Genomic DNA, 13,523 nt, shown 5'->3' with positions numbered 1-13,523 from the left:
TTTTAGAACAATTGTCGTACCTTAACCAAGGATACCATAAAAAAATTAAGCTGAAGTTCCCCCCACGCCAAAAGTTGAAACTGTCTCACTGTAAGCTTTTCCGTTATTTTTGACGCGCCCTACTTAGGTACAATCGCGCTCAACTTTGATGTGGCGAGGGTTTCCGTCGATCTCTTGTCTATTGCCAAAATAGCGCGTTGGCTAAGTCTGTTCCGAAGGAAGGTATCGCGAAGCGATTGCAAGGGGTATATGGGTACGATTTTTTAGGGAGTGAAAATAATCTTAGAGACGCGCCATGGCGCGTCTCTACAATGTGTGGGAAACCCCCTAACTCAACGCTTCCAGATAATCCCGCACCCGATTCCGTCGCTTGGGTTGGCGCAATTTCTGCAACGCCTTCGCCTCAATTTGCCGTACCCGTTCGCGAGACAGTTCCAGCGCCCGCCCAATCTCAGCTAAGGAGTAGGGATGTCCATCGCCTAAACCAAACCGCATACAAATCACATCCCGTTCGCGACTGGTTAAATCAGCCAGGAGTTGCTGTAAATCCCGCTGTAAAGCCTCACGCATCAATACGTCTTCTGGAGATGTTTCCTCAGTTTCCAGTAAATCTCCTAGTTCTGTATCCTTCTCCTTACCAACTTTAATCTCCAAAGAAACCGATCGCGGAACTCGCATCAGCACTTCCCGTACCTGCGGCGCATCCATTTCCAACTCTTTGGCGATATCCTCAATGGTGGCGGTGCGCCCTTGTTCCTGAGAAATCTTCCGCTGGGCTTTCTTAATCTTGTTCAGCTTTTCGGTAATGTGGACGGGTAAGCGGATTGTCCGGCTTTGAGTGGCGATCGCGCGAGTAATTCCCTGACGAATCCACCAATAGGCATAGGTACTAAACCGATACCCCTTCGTCGGATCAAACTTTTCAACCGCCCGTTCTAATCCCAGAGTCCCTTCTTGAATCAAATCCAGCAGTTCTAACCCGCGATTTTGATACTTTTTCGCCACCGACACCACTAGGCGCAGGTTGGCTTTAATCATGTGTTCTTTCGCCTGCAATCCTTGGGCTTGAACCTGTTCTAGTTCCTTAACCGTCAGTTCCGCTAACTCCGCCCAGCGCTGTTTCCCCTTTACTAGACTTGGCTTCAGGGTAGCCACATCCACCCCAGCAGTGGTCGCCCAGCGTTCTAAGGAGGGACGATGTCCTAACTGCGAGGCTAAACGGTCATGGGTTTCGATTAAATGAACGAAATGCTCAATAACTTGCTCCTCTGGTGTGGCGAACTTCGCTCGCAAGTCCAATAGTCGCATATAGCGCTGAACTTTTTGCGCTTCGGAAACTTCTTCATCTCGTCTCAATAAACGAACCCGACCGATTTCCTGAAGATATAGCCGCACCAAATCAGTGGTACGGCGGTTGGCACTTTTAGCAAAGCTAGTCGTGTCGATATCCTCTTCATCTGGATCAACGAAATCATCCACAGAATTGTCCATATCGCTGTGGGTATCCTGCAAATCCAGGCTGTAGGTAGGCTGGTCGTGGTCGAATTCAGTGTCGGCAAAAGGAGTGGCTGGCATAGTGATCTCTTAGATTACGACCGATAACGACACTTGATCGAAGTGTGTCATCACTTATTACTAGAATTCCCACCCTTGATGACCGGATAACAGCGTTTTCGTTTTTCTCACCGCGAAGGGTTACCTGTTTTTCCAGGAAACCCTTACTGAGATTTACTGCTAACGCATCGCCCCAGTTTCCGTTTTTACAGAATTCTCCGCATTTTGGGCTTAAATTCTGTCTCAGGTTAGATAACTGGGCTTCTCCTCTAGCAGATAGTATACGCGATACCCTTTTGGGGGATGAGTGACCTTAGTCAAAGTCTGTATTAATCTACATCACCCATCGGACAGATTCCTGAAAGATTATTGAGATTTGCTTAGGAAACCGTTTGTTGACCGGGGTATCGCCTGCGAAACCTGGATGGAGAGCAGGGGTTCATACTGCTAATTCCATCTCTTTCTATTCCATTGTATAGAACAATGAATAGGTAGTAGGTAACAATTTACATTTTGAACAGTTTGTCGGGTGTCGGGTGTTGGGTGTGGGGAGAAACCAAAGTCCTTGAAATTCCCTCCCCTTGGCAAGGGGAGGGTTAGGGAGGGGTTAGATCAAGGTATCGCTTTTTTTGGGCTTAAGGTCAGTGCAGGGCGCACGTTGGTAAAGGGCGCACGTCGGTCATTAGTGTCAACTTAAGGTAGAAAACCAATGCTGGCAAGGTTTTCAGCTATGTCTATCTACGGCTCAAAAATTCCCCCTCATCCCCTAACCCCTTCTCCCAACCCCCCTCGTTCCCCCCTGCGAGGAGGGATGACAGAGGATGCTTCGCTTTTGTTGCATGGGAGAAGGGGAACCGGACTCTCTTGCTCCCCTCTTGCTCCCCTCTCCCAAGCTTGGGAGAGGGGCTGGGGGTGAGGGCTGGCGTGGGAGAGGGGCTGGGGGTGAGGGGTTGAGCTTAAGTTGATTAAGTTGACACGGATGCACGTCGGTGCGCTCCTACGGAAGACCACTGATTTTCAACACGTCACTCAGGGTGGCACAGTACGTGGGTAAACCGAATGTATCGGGATTCACTGGGTTTTGATAACTAAAATGGCGATAATTGAGGCAAAATCGATCCCACGCCGCCATCTGAATCCGAAATAAGATAATTAATAGATTCGCTAGTCCAATCGATAAGGGGACGCGAACATAAATTTTTTTACCTAAATACGCACAGACTTCTTCTACCGCCTGGTTAACAGTGAGGCGTGGATTTCCTAAGACTAAGCGATTGGTTGATAATACTTCACCCGTTTTAGTGGTCAATTCCTGACTAGGAGGATGATCAACCAGATATAGCACTACCTGGGCGATATCCTGGGCGTGCATAAAGTGGAAACTCCCATCGGCTTTGAACCAACGAATCAAGTCCATCCATTTCACCACATCCTTAATCCCTGATGAAATATGGGAGTAAGGTTTGCGCTCATCTCCCCCTAATACCAACGTGGGAAACACTGTAGTAATTTTAGGCGCGATCGCGAGTTTTGAGAGTTGCTGTAAACAGTCGTATTTGGAACGGATATAGTCGGTTCCCAGTTGACCGGCTTGTTTGAGTAATTGGTTCTGCTGATTGAGAATGCTAGCAGTGGAAAAATAAATAACTTGTTGACAACGTTGAGTGTCCAGCAAGTCCAGCAATCGCAGGGTTTTGACCACATTAATATCAAAAACTTCCTGGACTCCTCCCCAAGCCGTTGCAGCCAAAATTGCTACATCTACAGTTTTAAGCAAATCGCTAAATTGATCAATCTGCCGTAAATCAGCTTGACAAATCGTAATACCCGGACGAGCATGGTAGTCAAATCCTAATTTATCGGGATTTCTAACCAACAAATACAACTCGTGATCTGTTTGTTGAATTAAGGTTTCGGCGACATATTGACCGATGCAACCACTAGCACCGGTCATAAAGATTCGCTTGGGAGTCATTTGATTTGAGATTTCTTGATAATCCGATCCTAACTCAACCGATATTACATTATGTAAATATTAGGCTTGTAGTAGGGACATTGGTCCCTAGATTCCGTTGAGTCACATCTGGGTGATGGACAAAACGACAATAGTGAAATCCTACCTCTACCTTTGGAAAGGGCGGGTTTTGAATAAACGTTATCATCAATAGCGACACGAAAACCCATAAACCCGCCCCTACAGACGCGCAATGTCCAACAGATGTAGGGGTTATCGCATTCGTGTCCCGATGTCTCGGTTTTCGGTCAACATACCAACACGAATGCTTCGCCCAATCCCCTGTTCCCCAATCTCTTACGCATGAACAGTCAACAATTGATCAACCTGTTTCGCTGTTTCAAAGAAGAACCTGACATTATCTTCTGGAGTTCCCGGTAAAACACCATGACCCAAATTAAAGATATGACCTCGGTTCCCAGCTTTACGAATTGTATCCAAAATGCGATCGCGGATAAAATCCTGTGACCCAAATAGCACCCCTGGGTCCATGTTTCCCTGAACGTTCATTTTATAGCCTAACCGCTGTCGCGCTTCTGCCATATCCACTGTCCAGTCTACGCTGATAATATCCACACCGGATTTACCCATGCGCTCTAAGATACCCGCACTCCCACTGATATATAAAATCAGAGGCGTATCAGGATGGGTGGCTTTTACTTGCTCAACCACACGCTGCTGATAGGGCAAGGCAAAGGTATCGTAGTCTTGGGGACTTAGTTGACCCGCCCAGGAATCGAACAGTTGCACAACTTGGGCACCATTATCAATTTGATAGCGCACATAAACCGCGATCGCATCAGCTATTTTCCCCAGAAACTCGTGCAGCATGGCGGGTTGGGAAAATGCCATCCCTTTAATAATCGAGTAATTCTTGGAACTTTTGCCCTCAATCGCATAAGCAGCTAATGTCCAAGGCGCACCGACAAAACCTAAGACAGCGGCTTCGTTCCCGACTTCCCGGCGCAGCGCTTGTAATATCTCCCCGACAAATGTTAATTTTTCTAACTCTAAGGGATGAAGCCCGTCAATTTGTGCTTGGGAGCGAATTGGCGGATCTATAATCGGACCTTTGCTTTCAACAATATCAAAGGGAATACCGACTCCGGGTAGAGGCGTGAGGATATCAGAAAACAGAATCACCCCATCGGGACGAAACGCCTTCCAGGGTTGGAGAGAAATTTCAATAGCAATTTCGGGAATTTCGGAGCGTTCCCGGAAACTGGGATACTTATCGCGTAAATCCCGATAGGCTTTCATATATCGACCCGCCTGTCGCATCATCCACACAGGCGGACGTTCTAATTTTTCACCACGAGCGGCTCGTAATAAATAAGGAACCTGGGTTAACCCAGCCATACTAGACCTACCCTATACAAAGTTTTCAGCGCTCTGTTAGCTTACCATTCCTGGTTGAGAATTATTTATGAAGTTTTCCAACATAATGTTCCCTGATCCCCATCTAGTTCCACCTTGCATCCCACAGGCAAAGCGGCGTTGACCCCATCGTGACCAAAGGGTAACTCGGAGACAATGGGAATATCGAGATCCATTAAGCGATCGCGTAACACCTCTTCAACCGTCCAACTTGGCACATTCTGGGGAGGATGACAGCGGCTAAACCGTCCCAAGGCAATACCCTTAACCTTCTGTAAAATGCCACTCATCCGCCACTGGGTCAACAGGCGGTCAATTCGATAAGGCGCTTCTGTCACATCCTCTAACGCCAGAATTGCCCCATCTAGCGGTGGTAGAATCGGCGTACCTAGTAAATGAGTTGCCACAGTCAGATTTCCTGGCAAAAGCCACCCCTTAACCTTACCCCCGCCCCAACCTTTCCCAGATAAAGGAGACAGAGGGCGTCCTTCTACACAGTCAAATAAGCGATTCAGCGACCATTCCGGTTCATTGGCTAATGTGGTTAAGACTGGACCATGAACACTGCCAATTTCCCCTCCAGCTAGACTCCAGAGGAGACAGGTAATATCAGAAAACCCAATCAGCCATTTGGGACTATGGGATTTTGCCTCAAGACTCTCATCAGCTCTAATTTTATCTCCCCCAGCTCCCCCAGCTCCCCCAGCTCCCCCAGCTTCCCCAGCTCCCCCAGCTCCCCCAGCTCCCCCAGCTCCCCCTACTCCCCTGCTCAATCTCCATGTCCAATCTTCCAGAAGACGGGCGCTACCATAGCCACCTCGGATACAAAGAATCCCCCGACAGTCTGGGTCATACCAAGCGGTGGCTAACTGCTGGCGTCGTTGGTCATCTGTACCCGCCAGGTAACCCTCTCTAGCATCCCAATTGGTTGGTAATTCAACCCGATAACCTCGGCGACGCCAAATTTCTACTCCCTGATAGAAGGCGTCAATCTCTCGTAACGCCCCACTCGGAGCAATCACCCGGAGCAAATTACCTGGTTGTAAGGGACTAGGTTGATTGATGTTCACCAAATTTACCTCAACTCACTGTAGAGACGTAGCATGCTACGTCTCTACACATCCCCATCTCCCCCATCTCCCCCATCTTCCCCATCTGCTCATACCCCCTAACTCAACTGCGCCGTGCATTCAAGAATAAACTTTTGATTAATTAAAGAATAGGGTTGAATGTCCAACGCCCTGCGAAAGGCTGTAATTGCCGCTTGATAATCTCCCAACGCCATATAACACAATCCCAAACCATGCAGCGCTCCAAAATGAATGGGATTGAGTCGGACAACCTGCTGACAATCGTCCCTTGACTTTTGATACTGTTTAAGTAGGTAGTAAAGAACGGCTCGTCGATTCCAAGCTTCAGCAAAATCAGGTTGCTCTCTAATAATCTGGGTCAGCAGTGCTTCAGCTTGGGCTGTTTCCCCACGTTCTAATAAAATCTGTGTCCGCCCTAGCCGTTCCATGCCAGAGATGCCCTTTTGATAGAACCAGATACGCCAGAGTTCTTCGGTTGCCTGCTTGCGGACGTTTTCATCAGGGTTTTTTAGATTCTCCAGTAAGGAATTGATGGAGGATTCACTCATCTCTTGTCCTCTTAACTATTGTGTAATGGATTACTCAGATTTATCACCACTCCCCTATTTTCTCGCCAAAATTTGAATAGAGTGCAGATTGCTGCGAGTAAAGATTCCATAAACTTTGCGGATGTACCAGTCTTATGACTGCATTTTGTAAAATGGGCAGACTGATACTGAGTTTCCTTACTTTGTTAATTTTCGGTGAAAACATAGCTAGGAGAGTCATTCTAGCTATTGCACCACTCCAGTAAGGATGTTGAACAAACTAAAATTCAAGCAGTCAGTCCAAATCTCCCACAAGGGAATGTGTCTCCGCCGCTAGGAGGTTATATGAGTCCTTCTGTGAATCGGTCTACCGACTCACCCCAGTCTTCTGGTGAAAATCTGCCAGAAGCATCCAGTGTGCAACCGCCACACTCAGCCCCACCCAATGGCAATTCTCAAAACGTGACTAACTCATCTACTACAACGGATTCAACCGGGACAATGCCATCAGATGTCCAACGACAACAACCCATTCCTCCGCCCAGTGAACCCATGCAGTACCGAGCAATCGGGCTGATTCGGGGAAAATATATGCCCTCTCAAGAGCAATTGACAAGGGGTACTCTATTAGCAGATGACGGTACCTTAATTGATGCCGTCTTACTGGGTCGGGTCATGAGTTTGGTGAAAAACCATCTCGATTTAGCTCTATCCCATCTTTGGGTAGTTTACCCTCGCACGAGACAACAAGACGGAAATTTGCACGTCCAAATTGTCGGTGTTTGGGAACCGGAAACACTCAATCAAGATCAAACAACGGCTTCAGAATCAACCGACTCGCCACCGGAAGAGTCAACCCCTGAGGCACAAACGTCTCCAGATCATCCTCAACCTGAACCAACTGAGCAATTACCAGAAGGTTATTTTTCAATTCGGGGTCAAGTCATCTACCAGTCGCGGGAGAATGAAGACGTTATTGTCAAAATCAAGCAGTCTCCCCGCAGAGAATCAGAGAAAACCAAATTTTTCAAGCTTCAGCTCAAGGGATTGCTAGGGGAAAAGGTAATTAATCACTTTTGGGATTTGCACGTCAAACTGCATACCAATACCCTGATGATTGAGGCAGGAAATGATATTGGTATTGTTCATGCACCCAAAAGGCGATCAAATAAGTTTCGTTCACGCAAAGGGTCAAGACCTAAAAAGAGTTTTCCCCGTCGTGGTTCGGGCGAAGATCGTTCGACAACAGGAAAAAGAACCTCACCCAAGCGTTCAGAACCCTTATCCAAACCCGTTCAACGTAAGGACAAGCCAGGTAAAGATAATTCCTAAGCGGGATTCCTGATTAGGACGTGAGCCTGATTCCGCCGCCCATCCTGCGCTTCACTGATGAAGTAGAAGCAGTAGTTAGGGGCGGCTATGAGGAATTCACAATAAAGTGTTAATATAACAAAGGACAAATGACAGATGACAGATGACTGCTAATCCCACGACCTCAAGTTGTGGGATTAGCTTACTCTATACTCAGTTGAGAACCCCAGCGGTCTTGAGGCAGAAAGGAACGATCCATGGGAATGGATGCCACGGGTTCGGTGAGCGTAAACTCGCCCCGTTCAATCCATTGCTTTAATTCCAAAGCAACTTGCCGTGACCGAAATACACTTGCCAAAGGTGCTGTCCGCACAGAGTTGCCGTCAATAGTAATGCGCCCCTGCTTCAACTGGGCATAGCTGACTAATCCGAAGGTAGGACGAACGCGACGGGGAATCGAGAAATCAACCACTGGGGCGACAATATCTTGATCCGATACAGCACAATGCTGAACCACCTCTTCACTCAAGACAGGTAAGGGTACACCCACGCCCAACATCAGAGACGGACCATAATTTTTAAAGTAGCACCCCCGTACCCACTTGGGATTCATCTGCTTGGCATCTCCAATTAACGCCAATGTAGCGGCTGGACCAATGGGGGTATGATTGGGTAAGCGTTTCTGGAGGGGAAAATGCTGAGTTCCTTCCCAAGCGATGTACCCAATACCCCCACCCAAGAAAATTTGCGTACCAATCCCAATCACTTTCAGTTCGGGATCATTCAGGAGTGGGGAAATTGCTCCCGGATTGGAGTAGACTGCATTGCCTAATCTGGGCTGGAGTGGACCAAGATACGTGTACAAGAGGCGATCGCCCCCATTGACGCCGACGATAAAATTTTGATAGAGATTGCGTGGATTGTAGAGATAGAACTGGTTAATCGTTTCACGAGTAATCGTCGTATCACAAGAGGCTCTAGGATAACAGTCAGTCATCTGTCCAATCGCCCGCAATTGCACGGGTTTACCGGCAATCAAGTCTTCAATGACATGAGAACCACCCCGTTCTCTAGATTCCTCGATCTCTGGCAGATCTCCCATATCGGTAGAGTCCACAACTTGAGTCGCGCCTAAATACAAATCCACCGCACCAAAGCCAGCATAAGCAGGTACACCATCTAACCAGCATTTACGAATCTTAATCGGGGGGTCTGTGTGACCTAAATTAATAATCGCGCCCGATGACTCCATTGGCTCAAATGTACCTGTGGTAATCACATCGACATTCTTAGCCGCCTGGGTGACACCGATATCGGCGACTTGCGCTTTTAATTCCTCGACCGTCCAGACGACTGCACGACGATGGTGAATTTTATCATTGATTTCAGCTAGGGTTCGCACGATAAAAAGTTGTTATTCGTCATTGGTCATGGTTTATTGTTGATTGTTCATGGTTCATTGGTCATCCTCTTCCCTAGCTCCCCCAGCTCCCCCAGCTCCCCCAGCTTCCCCAGCTCCCTCATCTCCCTCATCTCCCTCATCTCCCTCATCCCTTACCATATCAGCAGTGGGAGAGACAGCAAACGTTGTTGCCACAGGTTGAGCATCCTTATGACTCGGATGACGCCATTCGTCAAGAATATCGTGGACGAGAACCTCCTTGAGCCAAACCTGAGCCACTACTGTTAGGGGAAGGGCTAACAATAACCCTAAAAATCCAAAGAAGGTGACAAAAAACAACTGGGCAAGCAATGTTATAGCGGGTAGCAGGGATACCTGTTGCGCCATGACTAAAGGCGTGAGTAAATTACTTTCAACCTGCTGAATCACAATATATAGAATCAATACAGCAATGGCTTTCCAGGGCGAATCTAGCAGCGCGATCGCAATAGGTGGGATCACACTCACGACGGGTCCAAGATTAGGAATAAATGTTAAAATCCCTGCCAACGTAGCTTGTGCCAGTGCCAGGGGAATTCCCAACAGCAGTAAGCCGAAAAAACTTAATAACGCAATGACTGCCATGTTAAACAGAATACCGGCTAGCCATCCCCGTAACGATTCATTACACCGCTGCAAAATCTGATCAACTCGACGCCGATAGAATGACGGGAAAAGGCGAACAAAGCTTTTCCGGTAAGGGTCAGGGTCGGCAAGAAGCATCAGTGTTAATACCAGAACAAGCAAACTATTCAGGAGGACACCCAAAGCATTATTGAAAAACGTGAATCCGCCCCCTAATACCCGATTTATCAAGGGAGGAAGCTGTTGCAGCAATTGGTTAATGTCTGGGATATACTGATCGACTAATCCCGAGGAAATATCTGCTTCTAAAGCTTCTATCCACTCGTTTAATTGTTCAATACCCTGAGGAACTAACTCACTCAGTTGTAAAAATTGTTCGGCAAAAGGAGGGACAATTAGGAAGTAAAATCCGACCAAAATGCACAGGAGGAGAAAAAGCGACAGCAGAACTGCAAAAAATCGCTGCATTCCAGATCGCTGAAATCGTTCTACCAGAATATTCAAGGCATTGGATATGACAATTGCGGCAAAAATTAGCATCAGTATTTGCCGAATCTGCCACAAAATAAATAGTGAAATAATAAAGACAAGTATGCCAATCCATTTACCCAGACTCATTGCCCAACCTCCAAGCTATTCTGATTTAATCATGCTTGAAAATGGGAAAGCCAAGTACCTGGACACAAATTTTAAATTTTGTTACCTGAGTTAAGAATTGTAAAACTTCACAAGTCTCTTGTTCCGGTTACCTGTTCTCCTTTACCTGTTCCCTTGTCCTCACGCTTAACTTTAATTGTGTCTAACTCCCGATTGGCTATTAATTTGGTCAAACCCGTCCTGATCTCCCCCATCTGTGCCTATCTCCCCCATTTCCCCTGATCGAACTAACCTGCCTGATCTGCCCCATCTCCCTTATCATCAATACAGACTGAAACAAAAAAACAACTTTTGCCATGATGCACTAGAACACAAATTCTACAGTGTAATGTAATACAAATGTCTGTAAAGTACTTTTTTCTATCCGATGGCTGGACTGTGGGACGAGTGTGGGAGTTTGGAGGACTTTGGAATATCAATGCTTGGCGACGGGAACCCGAAATCATCCGCCTCAACCTTTGCATCTTGGAACAGGGGGAAAAGTTATGGCTATATCGGGTTGAGGATGCGGTGTTGATGGTAGAAGTTAAACCGACACCGGATGCTTCACCCCAATCCGCAAAAACTATTGGTCAAGTTGTCCTCAAACGCTTAATGAGTGCAGAACAAGTGGTTGAGCGATTGACCACAGCGCCGAGTGTTTTGAATCTCTCCTCAGAAACTAGCGATGGGTAATTTAAACGATCGCGTAGCTCTCGGAATGGGGGAGATGAAGGAGATGAGGGAGATGGGGGAGATGAGGGAGATGGGGGAGTTAACATCACGCGCCATGCCCTCGAAGGTCGTGAAGGGTCAACACTCAAAACTTTCCCCCTGCTTGCAATCGTTTCTAACAAAAGTTACACTTCTTTAAAGTCAAGACTAACCCGCCTAGCTGTTTAGAACATGAAGGATAACCGGAAAAGGTCATCAGTTCACGCTTTTAGGCGGGTAAGATCAATTTCTAACATCTTTAGCAAAAGAAGCGTCAAAGTAGAAACTCTATCTCTAGGAGGAGCGTAGTCGATGGGACTACCGTGGTATCGAGTACATACAGTCGTCCTGAATGATCCAGGGCGTCTGATTGCCGTGCATTTGATGCACACTGCCCTTGTGGCAGGCTGGGCTGGTTCGATGGCTCTATACGAACTAGCCACATTTGATCCGAGTGATCCAGTCCTCAATCCCATGTGGCGTCAAGGAATGTTCGTGATGCCGTTCATGGCGCGTTTAGGGGTCACTGAATCCTGGCGGGGTTGGAGTATTAGTGGCGAAACAGCGACAGATGTCGGCTTTTGGTCATTTGAAGGCGTCGCCGCTGCTCACATTGTTCTGGCAGGTCTGTTGTTCTTAGCCGCCTGCTGGCATTGGGTTTACTGGGACTTAGAACTGTTTAGAGATCCTCGCACGGGTGAACCGGCGCTGGATTTGCCAAAAATGTTTGGCATTCACCTGTTCTTGTCTGGTCTTCTCTGCTTTGGCTTTGGTGCGTTTCACCAGACTGGACTGTTTGGTCCAGGAATGTGGGTGTCTGATCCCTATGGTCTAACGGGTAGCGTTCAACCTGTAGCCCCAGCCTGGGGTCCAGAAGGATTTAACCCCTTTAACCCAGGCGGTATCGTTGCTCATCATATCGCTGCGGGTATTGTCGGAATTATTGCTGGGTTATTTCACTTAACGGTTCGACCCCCAGAGCGACTGTTTAAAGCGTTGCGGATGGGGAATATCGAAACAGTACTCTCTAGCAGTATTGCCGCTGTATTCTTTGCGGCGTTCGTGGTGGCGGGTACAATGTGGTACGGTTCTGCGGCTACGCCGATTGAACTGTTTGGTCCAACCCGATACCAATGGGATCAAGGCTATTTCCAGGAAGAAATTGATCGCCGTGTGGAAATGGCGATGGCAGACGGAGCCAGCCCCTCAGAGGCGTGGAATCAGATTCCGGAGAAGCTGGCGTTCTACGACTATATTGGCAACTCTCCGGCTAAGGGCGGTTTGTTCCGCACTGGTCCGATGGATAAGGGTGATGGTATTGCCGAAGCTTGGTTAGGTCATCCAGTATTTACTGATGGCGAAGGTCGGGAATTGACAGTGCGCCGTATGCCCAACTTCTTTGAAACCTTCCCCGTTGTCTTAACTGATGCCAATGGTGTTGTGCGGGCGGACATCCCCTTCCGACGGGCTGAATCAAAATATAGCTTTGAGCAAACTGGTGTTACCGCGACATTCTACGGCGGTCTTTTGGATGGTCAAACCATTGAAGATCCCGCTACTGTTAAGCAGTATGCCCGTAAAGCTCAATTGGGTGAACCGTTTGAATTTGATCGTGAAACCTTAAACTCCGACGGGGTATTCCGTACAAGCCCACGGGGTTGGTTCACCTTCGGTCATGCGGTATTTGCTCTGTTGTTCTTCTTTGGTCATATCTGGCATGGTTCCCGGACTCTGTTCCGAGATGTATTTGCTGGGGTTGATCCTGACCTAGACGAACAAGTCGAATTCGGTCTGTTCCAGAAAGTGGGTGATAAGACCACTCGGAAAAAAGAAGCGGTCTAAACATTGCAGACCCCTACTCGTAGAGACGCGCCATGGCGCGTCTCTACCCTAATCATGGAGGGCAAAAGAAAAATTAATTTTTCTTTTGCCTCTTTCGCTATTGTGGTTGACTGAGCAAGGTAAACTGGTAGTACAGCAGATAATTGGGTAAGTTGTGAAATGGAAAGCCTCATTTATATCTTTGTTTTGATTGGCGCTCTAGGCGTTCTGTTTTTTGCGATCGCGTTCCGGGAACCGCCTCGGATTGAAAAGTAGATCCCTGTGGCGCTGTCTTCTATCCTGGAGAGCGCCATCGTCTCCCTGATGATTATGATTGATCGTGAATTTGATCAGCTCTCTAGGATACCCTGAGCCGTCAACGTCTATCTGATTACTTTTGCTGACAGGGATTCGAGCAGGAGGACATTAGATAGACTCGTATCGGCTCAATT

Annotated in this window: 11 protein-coding genes; 4 read left to right on the top strand and 7 right to left on the bottom strand. The window is 47.6% G+C overall.

Going from position 1 to position 13,523, the window contains the following annotated elements; translation table 11 throughout:
- Positions 1-327: 327 nt before the first annotated feature.
- The 5 genes from sigC to RID53_RS30840 all read right to left on the bottom strand — a co-directional run bounded on the left by sigC (position 328) and on the right by RID53_RS30840 (position 6,584).
- Positions 328-1,575: an RNA polymerase sigma factor SigC gene (gene sigC / locus RID53_RS30860; protein WP_446391730.1), complete on the bottom strand. Its 1,248-nt coding sequence runs from the start codon at positions 1,573-1,575 to the stop codon at positions 328-330.
- A gap of 976 nt (positions 1,576-2,551) precedes the next feature.
- The gene (locus RID53_RS30855; RefSeq protein WP_446391729.1) at positions 2,552-3,529 is read right to left on the bottom strand and encodes an NAD-dependent epimerase/dehydratase family protein; all 978 of its coding nucleotides are present in this window, start codon (positions 3,527-3,529) and stop codon (positions 2,552-2,554) included.
- 336 nt (positions 3,530-3,865) lie between these two features.
- Positions 3,866-4,927: a uroporphyrinogen decarboxylase gene (hemE, locus tag RID53_RS30850; protein WP_446381745.1), complete on the bottom strand. Its 1,062-nt coding sequence runs from the start codon at positions 4,925-4,927 to the stop codon at positions 3,866-3,868.
- Between the two features lie 65 nt (positions 4,928-4,992).
- Positions 4,993-6,015, bottom strand: coding sequence for a S66 peptidase family protein (locus tag RID53_RS30845; protein ID WP_446391728.1), 1,023 nt, complete (start codon positions 6,013-6,015; stop codon positions 4,993-4,995).
- Positions 6,016-6,113: 98 nt separating this feature from the next.
- A complete protein-coding gene (locus RID53_RS30840; protein WP_446391727.1) occupies positions 6,114-6,584 on the bottom strand; it encodes a tetratricopeptide repeat protein in 471 nt (156 codons plus the stop codon).
- Between the two features lie 324 nt (positions 6,585-6,908).
- On the opposite strand from RID53_RS30840, the gene RID53_RS30835 reads away from it, so the two are divergent.
- Entirely contained in the window at positions 6,909-7,895 is a 987-nt protein-coding gene (locus RID53_RS30835) for a hypothetical protein (protein ID WP_446391726.1), read from the top strand.
- Positions 7,896-8,076: 181 nt separating this feature from the next.
- Here the strand turns inward: RID53_RS30835 and RID53_RS30830 are convergent, their stop codons facing one another.
- Positions 8,077-9,276 carry a homocysteine biosynthesis protein gene (locus RID53_RS30830; RefSeq protein ID WP_446391725.1) on the bottom strand — a complete coding sequence of 400 codons (1,200 nt, stop codon included), beginning with the start codon at positions 9,274-9,276 and terminating at the stop codon, positions 8,077-8,079.
- Between the two features lie 54 nt (positions 9,277-9,330).
- Entirely contained in the window at positions 9,331-10,518 is a 1,188-nt protein-coding gene (locus tag RID53_RS30825; protein WP_446391724.1) for an AI-2E family transporter, read from the bottom strand.
- A 378-nt stretch (positions 10,519-10,896) separates the two neighbouring features.
- Between RID53_RS30825 and RID53_RS30820 the strand changes: the two genes are divergently transcribed.
- The 3 genes from RID53_RS30820 to RID53_RS30810 all read left to right on the top strand — a co-directional run bounded on the left by RID53_RS30820 (position 10,897) and on the right by RID53_RS30810 (position 13,347).
- Positions 10,897-11,232, top strand: coding sequence for a hypothetical protein (locus tag RID53_RS30820; RefSeq protein ID WP_446391723.1), 336 nt, complete (start codon positions 10,897-10,899; stop codon positions 11,230-11,232).
- Between the two features lie 330 nt (positions 11,233-11,562).
- Positions 11,563-13,092 (top strand): photosystem II chlorophyll-binding protein CP47, encoded by a 1,530-nt coding sequence (psbB, locus tag RID53_RS30815; protein WP_446391722.1) that lies wholly within the window; start codon positions 11,563-11,565, stop codon positions 13,090-13,092.
- A gap of 159 nt (positions 13,093-13,251) precedes the next feature.
- Positions 13,252-13,347: a photosystem II reaction center protein T gene (locus tag RID53_RS30810; RefSeq protein WP_063712032.1), complete on the top strand. Its 96-nt coding sequence runs from the start codon at positions 13,252-13,254 to the stop codon at positions 13,345-13,347.
- Positions 13,348-13,523: the final 176 nt, after the last annotated feature.

Source organism: Coleofasciculus sp. B1-GNL1-01 (genome assembly GCF_040220235.1).
Taxonomy (GTDB): Bacteria; Cyanobacteriota; Cyanobacteriia; order Cyanobacteriales; family Coleofasciculaceae; genus Coleofasciculus.
This window is presented reverse-complemented; position numbering and strand designations above follow the sequence as displayed.